The organism is Chitinophaga filiformis, from assembly GCF_900102545.1.
Classification (GTDB): Bacteria; Bacteroidota; Bacteroidia; order Chitinophagales; family Chitinophagaceae; genus Chitinophaga; species Chitinophaga filiformis.
This window is the reverse complement of the sequence record NZ_FNBN01000010.1, coordinates 47,811-65,628: the sequence shown is the minus strand read 5'-3', so window position 1 is coordinate 65,628 and position 17,818 is coordinate 47,811. Positions and strand designations below refer to the sequence as shown.

The window sequence follows — 17,818 nt, the reverse complement described above, 5'->3', positions numbered from 1 at the left end:
AACCACAGTTGTTCTTGGTTAGGACTTAGCTGGCCGGCAAAAGGTTAATAAAGGTGCGCCGATTGCGATGGCCACAGGAGGGCCACCACCATCCGGGAAACTCCAGACAGAACCGTGTCCATTGGCATTGTCTAACATGAAGCGGTCATATATTGTGCTGCCTCTGGCATTTTGAAGATCAGCTTTGACAAAAGGGGATAAGACCCTAGCCAGTAACCTTAAATAAAAGCTTATTATGACGACCAGCTGCAAGGCGAGGGAGTATTGTTTAGGCGATTTGGATATTGGTGTGTTTTAATATTGAATTTGTATAATATTTAATATTATAACCTTTTATAAATGTAATTCAAATAATAGAGAACTTCAGAAAGACATCCACAGTACCCGAATTATACAGAGAAGGGCCTAACGAGATAAATTTATACATTGATATCTTATTGATCCGACATAGACATATTCTGACGAGCCAATCCCGCTAAAAATAATGAAGCCTCAGAAGGATTTGCATCATCATTCACCCATGTTAGGGTAAGTATATTCCTATATATATATCGATCTGACCTAATAAGGTTAAATATTTAATTTTAAAATTAATGTTATACCCGTGCTTAATGCATGGTTGTTCGTAAAGCATTAAATTACAATTATTTATTGCTCGTCAGAACATTTTAGGTTAACAGAAATTTCAAATAGAAGCTGCAGTAATGCCTCTAAGTGTTCTAAGAATTTCCCGTCGTCGGTACGAATAGCGCGGCCAAGCGTAAAGAATTAAAGGCATCGATGAAAGTCGGTGCCTTTTTTGTTTTGGAATTTGGTAAATTTAATAGGTGAATAAGGCTGTTAAAATATCATCTGTTTTTCCTAAGCACTTATTTTGGGATGTTAAGATGGAACAGTTGGATGCTGAAAGAGATCAGGATCTGATTATTCCCAGGGCTCTTCTCATGACAGATGAACAATCTTTTATTCGCGATATCGAAAAATTAGAGCTGATTTATTCAAACGCCGAGATTATTGATATGCTCAAAACAACTAAAGAAAGAATTAGCAATAAGGTTTGTGAAATGGTTGCTCACAGATATAACATACCTTTATTCCACAGATATTCCCATTGATATATGTTAAGTGACCAATTTGAGCACGCCCTTTCACAAGAGCTTATAGACGCAAACTTTTGCCCCACTGCATGGTATTAATTGCTTGATTGTAGCGCCCTGACGAAGAGAGTATGTGATCGGTATGTTACCAATTGGAGAAGAGGAGATTGTGAAAGTCCCTTGCAATGTTTGCAAAATGTTACTGTGGCGACACTTAGAACAGAAATGACTGATCGATTGAGCCAGTCGTTTCATTTTGATTTTACAAGGCCTTTCCGGTTTATTCTTCTTTTAAAATATAACTTGTACTTCTTCCTCCTGCATCTTCTCTTATGAGAAGCCCACGCTCGATTAAATCCTGGATATCACGGACAGCCGTATCTTGAGATACTTTTGTAATCTTCGCCCATTTGGATGAAATGAGCTTTCCTTCAAACCCATCGAGCAATTTATTCAACATAAGTTTTTGCCTGTCATTGATCGTCTGTGTTGCAGGACGTTCCCGGAATTTTGCTTTTCTCATGACGGCGGCTAATGTATTATCAGTAGCAGCAATCGCACGATTGAGGCAAGCAAGAAACCATTGCAGCCACTCTGTTATATTCAATGTTCCTTTTTGGGTTTCTTCCAGGATGTCGTAATAGGTCTTACGCTCAGCCCTGATTTGCATGGACATGCTATAAAAGCGTTTATTGCTTTCATCGGCACGTGCAAGCAACATATCCGCAAGAGCGCGTGCGATACGTCCATTACCATCATCAAAAGGATGGATGGTGACGAACCATAGATGCGCAATCGCCGCTTTTAGAACCGGGTCAATTTTTTCCGGCGAATTGAGCCATTTTAAAAATGCGTTTATCTCATGTTGGAGACGGTCAGAATCCGGCGCCTGAAAATGCACGGTTTCACGACCCATTGGGCCGGAAACAACTTGCATTGGGTCTTCCTTTACATTATTACGCCAGCCACCAACAACGATTTTATGAATACCACTGTGGCCTGTTGGAAAGAGGGCTGCATGCCATCCAAAAAGTCGATCCTGCGTTAATGTAGCGGAATAACGTTGAGTCGCGTCCAACATCATTTCGACTACGCCCTCGACGTTACGATCAGCCGGTACAAGTCCGGCAATATCCATTCCCAGGCGCCGCGCTATGGAGGAGCGCACTTGATCGGGATTCAACACCTCACCTTCGATTTCACTTGATTTCAACACATCCAGTGTCAGGGTTTGCAGAGTCGCTTCTTCCTGTAAATGGAAACCTAGTCCTTCCATTCGGCCAAGAAGCCGTCCCTGTCTATGACGCACCTCGGCCAAAAGAGAGGTAATCACGTCATTATCCCATTGGAATTGTGGCCAATTTCTTAGTTGATGGATATACATTCTACGCACCTTTTGCGTCGAATATATGATATATTCACCGCATAGACAAGGGTTTTTTACGCAAATAATGCGGAGAATATGCCATTTAATCTCCGCATTAAAGAGGATAACTATTGAATAATAATGATTTATGACAATGTTTATGATAATGATATTGGATAATTCCCTCATCCCAGATACAATGGCATTGGCACGCTGAATTTTCAAGGTAGCTCATAAAGCACCCTTTTCTGTTGATTTGCAATAGCATTGGGTTCAAAAATTAGGGCAATGGAAAGTGTTTTGGGTTTTCATTCGATTCGTTTCACGCTTTAACTATATTTATCTTCCAGCCTATATAAAATATCAACCAATTTATCCGGACACTCTCTCATCACATTGTGTCCGCAATGTATTGTTTCAATATTCCAATCCTGAGAATCTTTGAGATTCTCATATTGTTTAACAAAAGGACTTCCTTCCCATCCACTTAGATAAATGAACGTACGATTTAGGACTTGTTCATAATTTCCATTCAAATGTAAACTTTGCATGAACGTTGCCAGAGGATGTGGTCTTCTCCGATCATCCGCCCCCGGTGGAACTGCAACAGTAAAGCCATCATTACTTGCTCCGGTTACAAAGCGATCCCGATATACATCACTCGTAAGGCTCCAGCAGGAATCTCCATCTTTCGGAATATAAGCATCAATGTAAACAAGTGCATTTATCCTTTCCGGAATTTTATCTGCGACACCTGTGATAACTAGTCCGGCATAACTATGACCGCATAAGATTACATTAGCAAAGTTTCCTTCTACCAAAATGTCTATTACGAACTGTATATGAGTATCTAAATTTATTATCTTGTCTTGTATGCAGGGGTGTGCTTCAAGGCCTGGTAAGGTTAAGGAGATGCTTTTTTTTCCTAGCTGCCCCAGTCTGTCAGTTATCGGATCATAAGCCCAACCACCGTGCCATCCTCCGGGAACAAAGACGTACGTTTTTTCATTTTTCATAATTTGCAAGATAAAAAAATAAGGCCACTCCTTTCGAGGGGCCTCTTACTACCTGGTATCTCTTTCTCCACAACGACGAAGAATTCAATTTGTTTATCCAAGCTTTATATCACTAATATCTATTGATATAAACAATGGTTCAGGTAGTTTTGGTGTATTATCTTCTAACCTGGCATAAACTTTTCTTTTTGTGGCAAATTTAATTCCCTGGATTTCCACATAATCCGCTAAATAATGAACTGATGCTGCGTCGCTAAGAATTTCCACATTGTAATCGTGCCTTTTTATTAATCCATCCTTGTCTATATAAAAAGTCTGTACCTGGCTATGGGTTTCCACCTCCCTGGGAAATGTAACCTGTAAACGTCTGAACGTTTCATTGTTCTCCTCCCATGGTTCTAACTCAACACAACTGTAACCAGGATCTAAAAAACAAAAAGGAACATTGATATAAGTCCACATGGCATACCCTGTGAAATAAGTTAATTGTAGTTTTGACCATGGCGTATTTGTTTTGTATCCCAGGAAAGTAGGGCGGGGGTTAAATAGCTCGTCTATTACTTCTTCTTTGTCATTGAGTATAGCTACCCTATTGGGCTCATATGAATTGTGCCAGTTCTTTTCTATAAAAGGGTAGAAGGATGCAAACTGTCTCCTTGTATTAATGACAACATTGATGTCATCCATAATACCAGGCACTTGCTTTAATGCCCAGGTTACACCTCCAACCTTTAATCTGGCTGTTACATTTTCAAATTTTTTCCAGTTGTCTAATCCGCCATGAGCGTCGATTATTTTTTCTATTAAGTCATTCATTTGCATTGTTTTAAGTCGTTAATTCCTTGTTTGGTATGTTTTATACTTGCAAATTGCAATTGCAAATATATTGTTTATTACTTTCAATTTGCAAGTGGAAAGGAGAGAAAAAGGAATTTAACAGTATTATAAGTCTTAACTTTATACTTTCGAATTGCAAGTAAACCTGCATTTACAATTAACATGAAAGAGATAACAAAAAGATCTGATTGCCCTATTAGTTTCAGTCTTGATTTTTTGGGGGATAAGTGGACTTTGCTCATTATCAGAGACATTGTATTAAATGGCAAATACACATTTGGCGATTTCCTTCAATCTGCAGAGGGCATTGCGACCAATATTTTAACGAACAGGTTAAAAATGTTGGAGGAAGAAGGTTTTATTATGAAGTACCCCGTTGCAGGTAGAGCGAGAATTGGTTATTGTTTAACTGAAAGGGGCGTTACCATTATTCCAATTGTGATAGAAATGGCTCTTTGGGGAGCATCCCAGATCAAAAGTGATCTGAAAAAAGAATTAACAGTGGCCCTTCGGAAGGATAAAGCGGGAGTGATCAAACAGCTAACTTCGAAACATCTTCAAATCTATCGTTTACATAAGTCTAAGGCTGAATTGAATGACCAGTGAGTTGATGATTGCAAGGGAAACAAACTGATTCATGATTTTATCCTGCAACTTGGTTGAATGTTGCCGGGATTAATAGGGAATTTACATCATAGCGAACTGATTAGTTAATTAATCAGAGGCTGGTCCAATAAAACCAGCCTCTTAAGTTCCACTTCAAACTACATTATTTATTCGCTTTTAGCAGATACCCAAACAATCCATGCGCTTCATCGTCAGGACCTGCCGTAAAAAACAATTGCTCAGGATCGGCCAGCGGAATTTTGTTTTCCAATGCCCATAAACCTTCAATAGAAATTGGTTTGCCTAAGCTACTTAAAGGTCCCACAAGCTTCCCATTATCATCATACATGTTGATGCGGCCATCACCAAAATTACCGATCAGGATTGCGTGTTTGAGGTTGCAGAAGGGAGCACCGGATTCGACCATTCCCCAGGGGGAGTTAAGGGCACCCTTTGAAGCAAAGCGTTTTACAAGTGCACCATCAGTACGATAAATATCTACATATCCATTACCTGGACCAGGCTCGTCGTCTTCTTTGTCTGGCTGTTCCTGTTTAGCATAGGTAACATATAATTTATCTCCTATCAGGCGGATATTGAAAGGTGCAAAGCCGGCGGGAATACTGGGATCTTTGAATGAGTTATCAGTAACGAATTTGAAGTCTTTATCAAAAATATCCACCTTCCCTGTCCTGAAGTTGGTAGCGTAAAGGTAATTTTGACCGTCATGACTTGCCATTGCCAGCCCCTTATATACAGCCTTCCATGGTGATCTGTCAGCTACAATTACAGCGGTGCCGCCAGTGCCAGGGCCCCAGGCAGCGAGCGTACCATCTTCAGTAGCAAAAATGAACCGGCTGGCTACCAGGTTTTTTTCAAACAGAATAGCGAAGTCAGTTGTGTTGTTAAAAACAACTCCGGTAGGAGCTCCTTTGCCCATATTGCCCGGACCAGGAATCACTACCGGGGGACGTAGCGTAGCTCCCATCTTATCGTAAATTGTACTAAATCCCGTCTCAGCTGCCGACACCCAGATAGGGCCACTGGGGGCTGCTGCAATACCCCAGGCGTTGACAAGGTTGGGATCAATATTCGCTGCGCCGTAACCATTTACATCTGCCACAAGATTGGTTTGCTCATAATTATCCAGTATGATGTCATGTCCATGCTTCTTACATGCTGTAAAAAGCATAATAAATGCACAGACAAGTGCAAGTTCCTTCTTTAAAAGAAAGGTCTTTCTTGAGGTAAATTGTGTCAACATTTTGTAGGTTTTTAAATGTGATAAAACACAGGTAGATCAGGCTCTAGAGAATAGCCATGAGGAGATAATGGTATAAAGCCACGCAATAGTGTCCGACTATAAATAAATGGAATAAACTGAATTGGTGTCAGAACATAAATACACGTAAGAAGAGAACAGAAATATTGCCTTCTGCAGAAGCAATCTTTTTGCAGCTATGTAGTCATATATCGTTGGCATAAAGAGAAGGCATTCTCTGTTCCGTTATTCTAAACAGTCAAAAGCAAAAAATGTTGGCAAGTCGGAGTTTAAGGAATTCAAAAGATTAATGCACAACCCGGTTATCTATTTCTGTAACGGCTTTTGTAAGGAGTGCCATGAACTGGTGAATCTGCTTCGGTATGGACATCCGGGAGGAATAAGACCTGCGTGGGTACTGCGGTCATATTTATTCAGGACTATACTCTTTGACCGTTATAGAGTTGGCGATCTTCAACGGTAATTCAATCATCATGTTTTTCCATGGCGTATATGGCAGCAGCCTCCAGAGTTGTCTGCTCATCCATTGCTTGAAACGTGTCTTAGGAACAAACCAATCAACTCCCTTGGCCAGATCCTGACAGCTTTGTACAAAGTCCCGCATCTGCGATTCATAGCTGGTGAAAGCTGTCTTATAATCACCGTTAGCAGCTTTGAGTTCCCCTGCCAATATATATGCACCAATGATGGCCATACTCGTACCCATGCCGGACATAGGAGATGCACAATGCGCAGCATCGCCTATAAGGGCAATACGTCCTTTTGACCAGCAATCCATTTTGATCTGGCTGATAGAATCAAAGTAAAAATCAGGGGCGTTGTCCATTAGTTTCAGCATCTGCCTGGTATGCCATTTTTCACCCGAAAATCTGGCGGTGATAATCTGTTTCTGTTGTTCAACATCTCGGTAATTGTAGCCAAATGCTTCAGATGCGAAATAGAAAGAAGCCCTGGCCTCTGTACCGTTCCTGGCGCCGAACATACCCATCCGTTTGCCCGGAACACCATAATACAGGCCATCCATGCCCAGGTTAATGAATTGGGGCGTAGTAAATATGGCTATATACAAACCCAGATGATGTATATAGTTAGATTCGTTGCCGAAGGCAATCGATCTTACTTTTGAATGCAAGCCGTCAGCGCCGAGCACCAGATCAAATTTCCGCGGTGCCTTATGGTCGAAGGTGACATTTACACCATCTCCACATTCCCGCATACCGACAATGGTATCGTCAAAGATATATTCAGTATGTTCCTTTGATGCTTCATATAATATGTTGGCAAGATCGCCACGCATGATCTCTAGTTCGCCGCTCGTGAAGCTATCGGGGAAACTGGCGATTTTTTTATCCTGTTCGTCTACCAATGTTATTTTGCCAGCGCGAGTTTCATGCTTCTTTATTTCTTCATAAAGCCCCATCTTTTTCAATACCTGGATTGCAGTGCCGCGGAAATCTACGGCGTATCCACCGGGTCGTATAGTGGGTGCACGCTCAACTACAGTTACTTTGAAACCGTATCTGGTTAACCAGAAGGCCAATGCGGGTCCTGCAATGCTGGCGCCTGAGATAAGAATAGTATTTGTTTTCATACGGCTAAAATACCCTTCGTTGTACAGTAGCACAATCAGCGTTAGGTTAATGTGCGGAAAAAAACGGTAAAAGGACTTTTTCAGCCGGTAAAAGAGGCAAAGTATGTCAAAGGATACAAGCGAGCATCGTCTGATGGCTGTATGATAGTTCTACTGCTGCTCAAGTTGATATCGCCACACCGAATACAAGGGTGTTGCTGTCAAGGTCATTCACAGCGAAATCGCGCATCCCATATATACGGTCCTGGGGTGCGTTGACAATCAAGGCTCCCTTTGCGACAAGAGCATCATGAAACTCATCGACCTCATCGCAAGCGATACAATGCAATGTGTTGCCAGGGATTTTTTTCAATCCCTGGTTTTCAGGGCCGCAGAGGTGAATAGATACTTCGTCATAATACAGACCGGCATAGTCTCCAAATACAAAGTCTTCAGTGAACCCTATTATCTCAGTATAATATTGCAAGGATTGCCTGAGATTAGAAATGTAAAAGACGGTTGTAGCGCTTAAAGCTTTCATCATTCTGGTTTTAAACAAATTTAGTCTTTAACAGAGAATCTATATATAGCGAATCCCTGGACGCGTCTAAGACGGTTGGAATCTATGGTGTTTAAACCGCCACAGGTTAGGTCAATATATTAGATGTTAACCTCTAAGGGAAGGGCTTCTCAGTGATTTTAATGCTGCATTGGAATCATCTGCTAGCACATTTCTTTCACTTCAGATTCTTATGTTTCTCTCCCCATTTCTCAAGCTGCTTAATAATAGGCTTCAACTCATATCCAATCGGCGTCAACTCATACTCCACCCTTGGCGGTACCCCGGCATAAACCGTCCGTGTAATAATCCTATTATCCTCTAATTTCCGCAGTTGCAAGGTCAGCATTCGTTCGGTGATGTTAGGTAATAACTTCCTTAATTCCCCAAATCTGAGCTTCCCATTTACTAACCAGGAACAAATAGCTAGAGCCCATTGTCCGCCAATAATGTTAGCGGCATACACCTCTGAACACTCATCGGCTAATGCTTGTTTGTTGGCAAAGTTGGTGGATGTTTCTTTTATCTTTGACATACTGACATTTTTTATAGTACCGCACAATGGGTCGTTAACGTAACAAATTTAACTTAGGTACTTTAATATTGCTGCAGAAAATTTTTAGTTAGATGAAAACATTGGTAATCGTTACCCATCCTGATATCAAAAGTTCGGCTGTTAACAAAAGATGGATTGAAGAGCTGAATAAATACCCTGATAAATACGTCGTTCATCAGTTATATGAAGTGTATCCTGATGAAAGAATTGATGTGCTGGCAGAGCAGAAACTGGTTGAGCAATATGATAAAATTGTATTTCAATTTCCTTACTATTGGTTCAATTATCCGCCGATTTTTAAAAAATGGTTAGACGAGGTATTGACTTACGGATGGGCCTATGGCAGTAAAAGCGGGTACAAAATGTCGGGAAAGAAAGTAGCACTGGCTATATCAGTGGGAGTTGATGAACATGAATATCGAAGAAACGAAAGATATAAATACACATTGACAGAATTGACCCGCCCTTTCGAACTTAGTTTTGAATATGTGAAAGCAGACTATCAGCCGCTTTTTGCGTATTACGGGATTGAATTAAATTCATCTGACGAATGGATTGAAAGGAGTGTTCCATTATATATTAATTTCCTTAATTCCTTATAAAGCATCAGCTATTTAAAAGAATAGTAAACTAGGGTATTCCCGCGAATACAGCGCAGGGGCATGTTGTATGTTTGCAGGACATTTTTATAACAATTATTTCATACCCGGTTTGTTGCATGACTCATGTCGCCAGACTAACTTCCCTGTTTAAACTATTCATTTTATGAAACACGTTTTATTGTTCGCAGTACTTCTTATGGCGCTTACGGTACATGCGCAGAAAAGTTCTTTAACCGAATATCCAGGTACTTACAAATTGGGTACAGGTGATGCTGCAGAAGATGCAAAAGTCGAGTTGAGAGAAGACAAACTGACTATAAGCGGCGCCAGAGGTAGTGCTGATCTCAGCATGCAGAAACCTGATACCTTTTCCGTAGATGAATACGGTGGTGACGTCATCTTCCTCCGTAATTCTGCTAAACAGATTTCCGGTATCAAAGTAAATATCCCTGCAGCCAACATAGATGTGGCAGGTATCCGCGTTGAAGATCTGGCAGAATATGTAGGGTCCTATAGATTAGGTACTGGTGATGATGCTGATGAGGCAAAAGTAACGCTGAAAGATGGTATCCTTACTGTTAGTGGTCGTGCGGGTAGTGCAGATCTGAGCCGTCAGAAAGCAGATACTTTCAACGTAGAGCAATATGGTGGCCAGGTAATATTCAAACGTACAGCCAACAACAAGATTTCTGGTATAAAGATCGATATCCCTGCAGGTAACATCAACGTAGAAGGAGAGAAGTTAGAATCCAAAGAGGTTTCGGCCGCTATCAAACAGGAAATATATACGACGGCTGTTGTAGGTTAATGCTTTACAACATGCTGTTATCATTGAAATACCCTGGAAATGAATTGTGTCATTTCCAGGGACTGCCTTGTAAGATAAGAAGTAACCATCTCTCACTGAAAAACCATTACTTCTACCAGTAATGTAATGTTACTTCTTTGCGAGATAATTGTGGTATTCCTTCGATAGATGAGTACCTACGTTAAAGAACATATCTGGATTCGAACCGGCTTTTCCATATTCCATATCCAACACTTCTTTATTGAAATAAGTTGTAAGCTCTTCCAGCGTATGGCCGCTCCAGTCTGTTTCCTTCATTGCATGTTTACTTCTGTCGGCTGTTGCGTAAATGAACGGAAATGAAAATTCTTTTTGTACAGATAGTTTGTTCCCCTTTACTTCCGCATCATGCATATTTATTAGTGTATGAATAGCAGCATCTCCCAGCACTGAAAGACAGGTACTTTTTTTAAGGCCTTTCCCTTCGAGAAAAAGCACTTCTTCTACTTTTAAGCTACCAGTAATCTGAGCCAGACTGTCTTTATGGTCAGGGTATCGCGTCCACATGTTTTTAGCTGCCACTTCCCCTGCTATCAACCCCTGATAAAAACTCAGCACTTCGCAATGCACATTGCCCAATACCACAGGTTGGGAAAGAAGCAGGTCCTCCCTTTCATTTACATATTTGTAATAGACTTCCCAATAAATATCATTGTGAAGATTGAGGGTTGCTGTTTCAATATCGCCCTCATAAACGGGGAAAAGGGTTTCATCGAACTTGACTTTGTCTTTTGATTTTTCATACACTGCTTCCAGATTATTGCCTGCAGGTAACATGCCCTTTAAATCTTTGTAGGCAATAATTTTAAAATTGTTTTCCTGAATCATTGTTCTGTGTATTTATTGAGTATAGGTTTTCAATTGTCCGGACTGCATAAAAAAGCCCATCCTGGTGGGCCTGCATGCCGGGTTGATTGCATGACCTTCCAGGATGGACAAGTTAATAAATTTCAAGGATCACCACATCCATTTTATTGAATGGAAAACGATCTTCCGCTTTCTTATGTAATAGTAACCTTGCAAGCGGGGCATCAGGTGAAAGAAAGAAAATTGTCTGATCATCTATCACCTGCTTGCCCAATCCGGTTGCAATAAAAAAGGAACATTGCTGGCATCTTATAAATGCTCCCGTTTGAGCAGTAGCATAAATAATATCTGTATTTACCTTCTGTAATTTGTCAAGCTCCCTGATGTTTTCTGCCAGTTGCCTTGCATACATATCTTTCTCCAGGTGGCCCATCGCTCTTCCCGTTTCGTATTTATCACCAGCCGAGCTTTTATCTTCGCTATTAGCTGCCTCCTGGGCATTATCAACAGCCGATTTCGTTATCGCGATTCGTTCTGTTAGCAATAGCTCTCCAGCCTTTTTAAGCCTGGTTTTAAAAGCAATCATTTCCTGGTGTGTCATAAATTCCTGATTGAATGCAGGTCAATTTAAGAAAAATTTATACCAGTACAGTTCTATGCCAGCCAGATTCCTCACTTTTTGCTCCTGATATCCACAATAAGCGGTTTTTAATACTGGGGCAATGTGACAGTTGCTGCACTGTTTTTCATCATCCAATAGCGAAAAGAAAACACCTTAAAGTTGGGCGAAGGCACAAGCACATCATCAGATTTGACTTTTTTGTAATCGGCGACCAGTGTCATGGTCCGCTCCAACTGATCTGATAACATGGCCGCCTGTATGGAATTCCGCATGCAAAGTAATCTCACATTGTGACTGAGGTCTGGACGTTTCAATATCTCCTGATATTTTTCAAGCATGCGGGAGAGAGTAGCCTTGGAGGAAGTCCTCAGACTTTCGTCATCCAGGTGGCGTATCGCATCATCTGTACTGTCTACAATATTGGCAATGTCCTGATAACCCGCTTCAGGATTCTTCACGCCATATATAATATATTGTTCTCTCCATACTTTCCAGTAACCGTAGCCATTATTAAGTGCAGTTGTAATGGTGGGAACGGCTTCGTTCCATTTTGAACTGAATAGCATATTGCTAATGCTGTTTTTAAGATTGACATCAGCCATTGCATCATAACATGCAGTATCAGATGGAAATGGAATCATACCCCATCCTGGTCTCAGGTTATTCATAATGTTCGCATGCAAAGTATCACTGAAGACATTATTTTCACCAACCACCACAAATGTTCGCTCTATTCTCCCTTCTTTATCCATTACATTTATACTTATTGGACAGCGATAAGTTATGATAGAGATGTATCCTCTTTGCAAGAAACCGGTATAATATTCCGGCCTGTTGTATTGCACATCAAGTACACCGGGCGTTATGATTTGAAAGGTATAATCTGCGGTTTCATCTTTCCCTGCCTTATGCGCTTTGGTTTGGAAAAAGATAGAATTGTTCCGCATATCGCGTTGAGCCGCGGGCGACGCGACGATGGCATATTTGTCCGTTTCTGTCAATTCTTTGATGAGGCCATCCAGGTGTAAAGGCGTAGCGGGATACCGGGTCATCAGGTGGATATCTGCTTCTTCACCTTCGGGCGACAGGATCAGCATATTCCTGCTGGCATACATGGCTTTCGTTTGTTCCGGCAGATCGGCCGCCTTACTCTTAAAAGCGGTGATTAGCTGTTGAAAATAGCTGTTTGATTCAGGACTGTTTTGCAATTGTGCCTTCTGAAAATGCTCGTCGAGTGAGCTGCCTCCTTTAGTCAGCAGCGAATCCGCATAATGATGACATGCCGGCAATCCATTTCTGGCTACATCTGCGGCTGCTGCCAGTCGCGAAAATTCATAAAGCAGTTCGTAATTACTTCTGACAGTCAAATCTTTAATGAGCACATACAGGCACGCCTTATGAATGTCGATCCACTTTTTATCCATCACTTCACCCTTTGATGGATTTTTGGAAGAAAGATAATCTGGCTGTTTTAGAGAACTGAATACTTCATCTTTCAAAAAGATCCTGTCACATGACTCTACCACCTCATTCAACTTTTCCCGCTCATTCTTAAGGAAGAGAGTAGTATTAGCCTGGTAGGTTTGCTTAAAATCAAGATATTCCGTTTTTGCCTGGTTAGCAAGATCCATGCGGCATGCACTGTCCCGGTAACCCGGCAGCATTCTGAAACGCGCATCAAAGTCGAGCATTTTGAAAATTAGATCAGCCTTGATCTTTTCGCTGTTTTGGGCATTTGTCCTTTTTGAAAATGCCAATAATGCAAGTAAGGTTACACATAATGTAACGGGTCGTAATTTAAACATAGGATAGGAGGATTAGATTTCCGGGATGCGAAATTAATCCTCCTGTCAAAAGCGCTGAAAAAATATTTATAGACGGCAAATACTGCCTGGTGTGAGAAGCTTATTTTAATGGCATTAATTCCAGTGAAAAGCCCTTCTACAACGCCTGTATATGCAAATGATCCAGTGCATCAGCAAACAGATACCTGATATTGGCACCTCTTGCCTGTGCGTTTGTAATTGCAGTACGCAGTATATTCCTTGACGTTTCATTGGTAATATGTCCCAGATCACCATTGGTACTACCGGTAGGGGAGTGCTCATTCCACTTGTTAGGCAGGAAGAAATTGCCGCTGGTGTTCAGGTTCTGATATTCCGGCAGAAGCGTAGGTGGCTGCGTATTGGCATATACGGTGATATGCCTGTTATAGGTAGTAAAATCGTGGTCTGCGCCTGCACCATCTGCATAAGGTGGTCTTGGCAATCCGAGTGCATAACTACCCGGAGCCAGATTATTAATAGCTGCTACTACCGCATCCAGGCATTGCTGCTGATTACGGACATCAATCCGTTTGCCATCAATATGTGTAAGATCAACAGCTGTACCGTTGGAATGATGGGACGATGCCGGCCGGATATAGCTGAGAATGCCAAAGGCCGGATTGGCGCTGCTATTGTGGTCAAGAGAGAAATAGAGCATTTGTGAAATACTTTGCAGCAGACTTAATGACGGCGTAAAAGTGTTATTGTTTAGTGTATAGGTGCCATTAGCTCTGATCTGCTCCAACTGCTGCCGGATATTGGCCGGAATAGCGACTCTGCCGGGATTGGAGAGTATGTCGCCCGCCACATCCTGTACGGTAAGTCCTTTGGCAGTAGCGAAGCCATTGAAGCTTTGTGCACCTGATGGTGCAGGAGTAGCGGTATCGAAACGCAACAGGTTATTATGTTCTATGATAGAGATGAGAACATTCGCATAGTTAGGATCTGTGGCATAACCCGCACGGGCGATCTCGCGGGCAAACTGTCGTCCGTCATTAGTATGATTGAAGGCTTCACGGTATCTGCCATTGTTGACAAGGAAATTGCCATGGTCATTGAAACTTTCTACAGCATTGGCGTAAGCCCTGAAGTAATCTTTTACCCTCCAGCGATAGCGCGTGTTACCACTGCCATCTGTAAACTGTTCAATAGATATGATCTCCGGATAAGGGTGGCGGCTACGATCGTTGTCACTATGGATCTCGGTAGTAGTCAGCAGTTGTTTTTCCCCGCTCCAGGAAGAACCGGCCTTGATGCCGAAGAAGTTAAAGCGGGGCGCATGTTTGCCCCAGCCAGATTCCAGCGCGGCCTGTGCCAGCGTTACTGAAGCTGGCACACGTGTCTGACGCATGCTGTCTGTTGCATTCTGTGCATACTGCTGTATAAAATCGTCCTGTACAGTAAGATCATTGGAGAAAAATGCACGGTTCTCCAGAGAGAATGACTGTGCGTTGCTTGCACCACCATTCCACATTTCAATCTCTGCGTTACGGCGGTTAATCAAACCCTGAGAGTCCACCAGTGCACCGTTCTGCCTGATCTTCACCCATTTTCTCATTTCACCGGGTACAGCACTATAGTTGCCTTCGTTGAGTAGCCTGCGTAAAGTAGACTTTTGAAAGTTGGCAGAGCCGATGTTATATACGAAACTAACAAGTGCGTCGAACTGATTTTGATTCAGTGTTACAGAAACCTGTTGATTGATCGTTTTCTCAAAATCACTTACTCTTCCCATCAGTAACTCTGTGGCCCGCTGATCAGTGACGCCATTTTTGTAAGGCTGTTCGGAAGCAGCTCCGTTGCAGTTACCCTTATGTATCAGGGTGCCGTATCCGATGGTGCAATGGCCTGCCTGATCATTGTACATCCTTTCCCGGAAACCCTCCAGCCTTTTGATAAGATCAACGCCACCAGTGGAAATGGCAGAGAATGATATTGCTGTGTTAAAAGCAGAGAAGGAATGAGCGGCAGATACGCCTGCCGGCCAATGCACGATCTGTATCCTGCCATCCCAATCGTCACTGACACGTACTTCCCTTTCAAATTTTACAAGGAAGTCAGCAAATTTCTCCGGATAGGTTGTTCCCGTTCCAGGATCTATGATAGTGAGTGTAGTACCCTGGGGAGTGCCATCGCCTTTGATGGCAGTCATAATACGTGCATGTATCCCGAATTTGGCATCAGAACCTTCTGCCGTAGTGACCCATATAGGCCCATAATTACGCAGCAGTTGTTCCCAGCCAGAAATGGTTAAGCTCTGTGGATATTTGAAGTCGAAGCCGGCTGTATTGAGAAAGGTTGCCTTTTCTGTAGCCAACAGCCACTGATTGGCTTTAAACTTTGCAAGATAAGTAGCCCCGATCCTGCCCATTGCAGTCTCAATAGGCGTAGAACGGTTGTCCCGCCAGGAAATCATCATTGTTGCCACTGTAGCCCAGCATACAAGCCCGGAAGGCTGTTTAAGGACATCCACTGTACCAGGGATCTCATAATCTACCGCATCGAATGAATTAGCAAATCTTTCCACAATAGAAGCAGATCTGGCATAGCCATTTTGTCTGCGTCTTCCGGCGCCAAGCAGGTTGCTTACTTCGAAGAAACGATTTTCCATTTTAGAACGGATTGAGTATTGTGAAAAAATTACAGTGTTTTGCCTAATTCAAAATGCATCCCATCTTTCTTGCCTTTGAAATGACCTCCCCAGAAGAAGCCCTGCTGATTGGCTATCGCCACCAGTTCTCTTACACATCCTTTTTGCCCCATTAGCGCAGGTTCCTGGCCAAATCCATTGGTGCCTGCATTGATGTCAAAAGCGGTGCCCCAGGCATGATTACTGAGTGGTCTTGGAGATCTGTTCTGCGTGCCACGGATAAATCTGGCGGCATAACCACCTTCAAAGGTCAGGATCCGATCCAGCAATCCTGCCGCTTCCCATGCAGCCCACAGGGCTTTTAATCTTTCTTCTCCGGCTTTATGGAAGTTGATGACACCATTCTGGATGACCTGGTTGCCGATCTTCTTGCCATTCAGCTGAGGAATGCTCACCCGTACAATGTTATCTGCAGCCCAGTTGTTTGTTACCCTGATGCCATCTCCACCGAAGGTGGAAGGATCTGCTTCGTAAGTAAATGTGCCGAATGCGGCTGCACGTTCAGCGCTGGTGAGTGGACGGATATTGGTAGGACGTGGCGGCCAGTTAGGACCATTGGTATCCGGAGGACTCATCTGCACACTGGCAGGTTGTTCCCGGGTAACGGTGGCTACCGGTGGCTGGCTGTTGTACCTGTGTATATCGTCCAGGTCATTCAGAAACTCTAAGGGATTCAGCTCTTCGCTCTTCTTATCAGCGGGCACCGGAACATTTTTCTTAGCAGGAGCCGGAGGAGGAGCTTCCATCATCTTGTCGAAATCATCAAACCGGTTAGCCAGTTCCTGAGAGTCTACCTGGATAGTCCCAAGGTTATATGCATTGGCAAACTTCATATTTTGCGCAATGCGGTCAAATATGGCGTGTTCATTTTTACCCGGATCATTGCCTTTCTGAGCTGACGGCTCCTCAACTGATTGTTGTTTGCCTACATCTTCCCGGTTAACAGTCTTCTTTGCGGAAGGATCGTACACCTTCTTACCAGAAAGAATAGCCTGCAGATCGTTTACGATCTCCTCTTCCCTTGAAGAGAGCGAACCACTGCCTTGCGCCGGTGATTCAGGCGTATCGTGCCCCCGCATTTGTTTGATGTCTTCCAGTAAGGCTGCTGTATCAGGAGCATCATAGTCAGGTCCGGATACAACCGGATCTGTTGATGGTGAATAGTTCTGCTCTGGAATAGCCTTTCCCATTGAGAAAGGATCGAGTACGTTCGTCAGCAGGTCCTGGTTCTCACTTACCGGTGATGCGGCAGATGGGGAATATGCCGGGACGTATGTATTCTCTTCTTCCGTGGACGATTGTAATACATACTCTTCAAAATTATTTTCGTCATTCACAACAGATGCCTGTACAACATATTCTTCGAAGAACTCTCCGCTACCGTCTGTAGATGCCGCTACAACATATTCTTCAAACGGGACATTATCTTTGACAGTGAGCACTTCTCCGTTGTCAAAGCTTTGTGTCAGTGATTTCTGTTTTTTCTTTTTCGGACGGTGATGCCCACCGTAATAATCACACAGTAGCTCTTCGTAACAGGAGTAAGGGGTATGTTTCTTCTTCATATGCCAGTAC

The 17,818-nt window shown here is 42.7% G+C and carries 16 protein-coding genes; 4 read left to right on the top strand and 12 right to left on the bottom strand.

Annotated elements, in window-relative coordinates:
• Nucleotides 1-827: 827 nt before the first annotated feature.
• Nucleotides 828-1,115, top strand: a complete 288-nt coding sequence (locus BLR32_RS29200; protein WP_089837386.1) for a DUF6922 domain-containing protein — start codon at nt 828-830, stop codon at nt 1,113-1,115.
• A gap of 262 nt (nt 1,116-1,377) precedes the next feature.
• On the opposite strand, the gene BLR32_RS29195 is transcribed toward BLR32_RS29200, so the two are convergent.
• From BLR32_RS29195 to BLR32_RS29185, 3 genes are all read right to left on the bottom strand, one after another.
• Nucleotides 1,378-2,481, bottom strand: a complete 1,104-nt coding sequence (locus BLR32_RS29195; protein WP_089837614.1) for a Fic family protein — start codon at nt 2,479-2,481, stop codon at nt 1,378-1,380.
• Between the two features lie 311 nt (nt 2,482-2,792).
• Nucleotides 2,793-3,479, bottom strand: a complete 687-nt coding sequence (locus BLR32_RS29190; RefSeq protein ID WP_089837384.1) for an alpha/beta fold hydrolase — start codon at nt 3,477-3,479, stop codon at nt 2,793-2,795.
• 93 nt (nt 3,480-3,572) lie between these two features.
• Nucleotides 3,573-4,295 (bottom strand): hypothetical protein, encoded by a 723-nt coding sequence (locus tag BLR32_RS29185; protein WP_089837612.1) that lies wholly within the window; start codon nt 4,293-4,295, stop codon nt 3,573-3,575.
• Nucleotides 4,296-4,478: 183 nt separating this feature from the next.
• Between BLR32_RS29185 and BLR32_RS29180 the strand changes: the two genes are divergently transcribed.
• Complete coding sequence (locus tag BLR32_RS29180; RefSeq protein ID WP_089837382.1) at nt 4,479-4,922, top strand: winged helix-turn-helix transcriptional regulator; 444 nt, start codon at nt 4,479-4,481, stop codon at nt 4,920-4,922.
• 163 nt (nt 4,923-5,085) lie between these two features.
• Here BLR32_RS29180 and BLR32_RS29175 read toward each other — a convergent pair whose 3' ends face one another.
• From BLR32_RS29175 to BLR32_RS29160, 4 genes are all read right to left on the bottom strand, one after another.
• Nucleotides 5,086-6,186 (bottom strand): TIGR03118 family protein, encoded by a 1,101-nt coding sequence (locus BLR32_RS29175; protein ID WP_089837381.1) that lies wholly within the window; start codon nt 6,184-6,186, stop codon nt 5,086-5,088.
• Nucleotides 6,187-6,613: 427 nt separating this feature from the next.
• Nucleotides 6,614-7,795, bottom strand: a complete 1,182-nt coding sequence (locus BLR32_RS29170; protein WP_089837379.1) for an FAD-dependent monooxygenase — start codon at nt 7,793-7,795, stop codon at nt 6,614-6,616.
• 160 nt (nt 7,796-7,955) lie between these two features.
• The gene (locus BLR32_RS29165; protein ID WP_089837377.1) at nt 7,956-8,318 is read right to left on the bottom strand and encodes a VOC family protein; all 363 of its coding nucleotides are present in this window, start codon (nt 8,316-8,318) and stop codon (nt 7,956-7,958) included.
• Nucleotides 8,319-8,511: 193 nt separating this feature from the next.
• Nucleotides 8,512-8,868, bottom strand: a complete 357-nt coding sequence (locus tag BLR32_RS29160; protein WP_089837375.1) for a winged helix-turn-helix transcriptional regulator — start codon at nt 8,866-8,868, stop codon at nt 8,512-8,514.
• Nucleotides 8,869-8,960: 92 nt separating this feature from the next.
• Here BLR32_RS29160 and BLR32_RS29155 point away from each other — a divergent pair, with 92 nt between their 5' ends.
• Entirely contained in the window at nt 8,961-9,491 is a 531-nt protein-coding gene (locus tag BLR32_RS29155; RefSeq protein ID WP_089837373.1) for an NAD(P)H-dependent oxidoreductase, read from the top strand.
• Between the two features lie 163 nt (nt 9,492-9,654).
• On the top strand, nt 9,655-10,299 hold the full coding sequence (locus tag BLR32_RS29150) for a hypothetical protein (protein WP_143011636.1): 645 nt from the start codon (nt 9,655-9,657) through the stop codon (nt 10,297-10,299).
• Nucleotides 10,300-10,428: 129 nt separating this feature from the next.
• Here the strand turns inward: BLR32_RS29150 and BLR32_RS29145 are convergent, their stop codons facing one another.
• The 5 genes from BLR32_RS29145 to BLR32_RS29125 form a co-directional block, all read right to left on the bottom strand.
• On the bottom strand, nt 10,429-11,166 hold the full coding sequence (locus tag BLR32_RS29145) for a hypothetical protein (RefSeq protein WP_089837369.1): 738 nt from the start codon (nt 11,164-11,166) through the stop codon (nt 10,429-10,431).
• Nucleotides 11,167-11,278: 112 nt separating this feature from the next.
• On the bottom strand, nt 11,279-11,746 hold the full coding sequence (locus BLR32_RS29140; protein ID WP_089837367.1) for a hypothetical protein: 468 nt from the start codon (nt 11,744-11,746) through the stop codon (nt 11,279-11,281).
• 107 nt (nt 11,747-11,853) lie between these two features.
• Nucleotides 11,854-13,572: a hypothetical protein gene (locus BLR32_RS29135; RefSeq protein WP_143011635.1), complete on the bottom strand. Its 1,719-nt coding sequence runs from the start codon at nt 13,570-13,572 to the stop codon at nt 11,854-11,856.
• Nucleotides 13,573-13,708: 136 nt separating this feature from the next.
• On the bottom strand, nt 13,709-16,204 hold the full coding sequence (locus BLR32_RS34570) for a glycoside hydrolase family protein (RefSeq protein ID WP_089837363.1): 2,496 nt from the start codon (nt 16,202-16,204) through the stop codon (nt 13,709-13,711).
• Between the two features lie 29 nt (nt 16,205-16,233).
• The gene (locus BLR32_RS29125) at nt 16,234-17,808 is read right to left on the bottom strand and encodes a M15 family metallopeptidase (RefSeq protein ID WP_089837361.1); all 1,575 of its coding nucleotides are present in this window, start codon (nt 17,806-17,808) and stop codon (nt 16,234-16,236) included.
• Nucleotides 17,809-17,818: the final 10 nt, after the last annotated feature.

What these genes read in the sequence shown, in the direction of transcription:
- BLR32_RS29195 (WP_089837614.1), bottom strand. Translation starts at nt 2,481, where the DNA reads ATGTATATCCATCAACTAAGAAATTGGCCACAATTCCAATGGGATAAT.
- BLR32_RS29190 (WP_089837384.1), bottom strand. Translation starts at nt 3,479, where the DNA reads ATGAAAAATGAAAAAACGTACGTCTTTGTTCCCGGAGGATGGCACGGT.
- BLR32_RS29185 (WP_089837612.1), bottom strand. Translation starts at nt 4,295, where the DNA reads ATGAATGACTTAATAGAAAAAATAATCGACGCTCATGGCGGATTAGAC.
- BLR32_RS29180 (WP_089837382.1), top strand. Translation starts at nt 4,479, where the DNA reads ATGAAAGAGATAACAAAAAGATCTGATTGCCCTATTAGTTTCAGTCTT.
- BLR32_RS29175 (WP_089837381.1), bottom strand. Translation starts at nt 6,186, where the DNA reads ATGTTGACACAATTTACCTCAAGAAAGACCTTTCTTTTAAAGAAGGAA.
- BLR32_RS29170 (WP_089837379.1), bottom strand. Translation starts at nt 7,795, where the DNA reads ATGAAAACAAATACTATTCTTATCTCAGGCGCCAGCATTGCAGGACCC.
- BLR32_RS29165 (WP_089837377.1), bottom strand. Translation starts at nt 8,318, where the DNA reads ATGATGAAAGCTTTAAGCGCTACAACCGTCTTTTACATTTCTAATCTC.
- BLR32_RS29160 (WP_089837375.1), bottom strand. Translation starts at nt 8,868, where the DNA reads ATGTCAAAGATAAAAGAAACATCCACCAACTTTGCCAACAAACAAGCA.
- BLR32_RS29155 (WP_089837373.1), top strand. Translation starts at nt 8,961, where the DNA reads ATGAAAACATTGGTAATCGTTACCCATCCTGATATCAAAAGTTCGGCT.
- BLR32_RS29150 (WP_143011636.1), top strand. Translation starts at nt 9,655, where the DNA reads ATGAAACACGTTTTATTGTTCGCAGTACTTCTTATGGCGCTTACGGTA.
- BLR32_RS29145 (WP_089837369.1), bottom strand. Translation starts at nt 11,166, where the DNA reads ATGATTCAGGAAAACAATTTTAAAATTATTGCCTACAAAGATTTAAAG.
- BLR32_RS29140 (WP_089837367.1), bottom strand. Translation starts at nt 11,746, where the DNA reads ATGACACACCAGGAAATGATTGCTTTTAAAACCAGGCTTAAAAAGGCT.
- BLR32_RS29135 (WP_143011635.1), bottom strand. Translation starts at nt 13,572, where the DNA reads ATGTTTAAATTACGACCCGTTACATTATGTGTAACCTTACTTGCATTA.
- BLR32_RS34570 (WP_089837363.1), bottom strand. Translation starts at nt 16,204, where the DNA reads ATGGAAAATCGTTTCTTCGAAGTAAGCAACCTGCTTGGCGCCGGAAGA.
- BLR32_RS29125 (WP_089837361.1), bottom strand. Translation starts at nt 17,808, where the DNA reads ATGAAGAAGAAACATACCCCTTACTCCTGTTACGAAGAGCTACTGTGT.